The 863-nt window shown below is 76.4% G+C and carries 1 protein-coding gene; it reads left to right on the top strand.

The window, feature by feature from the left end; all coding sequences use genetic code 11:
• Nucleotides 1–863: thiamine pyrophosphate-binding protein (locus tag KUM32_RS33265; protein ID WP_254406492.1), on the top strand; the 863-nt coding region annotated here is incomplete at both ends.

Genomic DNA, 863 nt, shown 5'->3' with positions numbered 1-863 from the left:
CCGTCGCCCAGGCCCTGATCGCCTTCCTGGCCGCGCAGCACACCGAGCGCGACGGGCACACCCGCCGCCTGATCAACGCCTGTTGGGGCATCTTCGGGCACGGCAACGTCGCCGGCGTCGGCCAGGCCCTGCTGGAGTCCGGCCCGACCGCCATGCCCTACCTCCAGGGCCGCAACGAACAGGCCATGGTGCACGCCGCCGTCGGCTACGCACGGCAGTGCGACCGGCTCGCCACGCAGGCCGTCACCACCTCGATCGGCCCCGGCGCCACCAACCTCGTCACCGGCGCGGCGCTGGCCACCATCAACCGGCTGCCCGTGCTGCTGCTGCCCGGCGACACCTTCGCCACCCGCCCAGCCGACCCGGTCCTCCAGCAACTCGAAGTGCCCTACGCCGGCGACGTCTCCGTCAACGACGCGCTGCGCCCGGTCAGCCGCTACTTCGACCGCGTCACCCGCCCCGAGGCGCTGATCCCGGCCGCGCTGGCGGCCATGCGGGTGCTGACCGACCCGGCCGAGACCGGCGCGGTCACCCTCGCGCTGCCGCAGGACGTGCAGGCCGAGGCGTACGACTGGCCCGAGGAGTTCCTCGCCGAACGCGTCTGGCACGTGCGCCGCCCGGCGCCCGACCCCGCCGCGCTGGCCGAGGCCGCCGAGGCCGTCCGCCGGGCCCGCCGCCCGCTGCTCGTCGCCGGCGGCGGCGTGCACTACAGCGAGGCCGAGGACGCGCTGCGCGCCCTCGCCGACGCCACCGGCATCCCGGTCGCCTCGACGCAGGCCGGCAAGGGATCGCTGCGCCACGACCATGTGGCCGACGTCGGCGGCGTCGGCCACACCGGCACCGCCGCCGCCAACGACCTGGCC

This window comes from Streptomyces sp. AC627_RSS907 (assembly GCF_019049165.1).
This window is presented reverse-complemented; position numbering and strand designations above follow the sequence as displayed.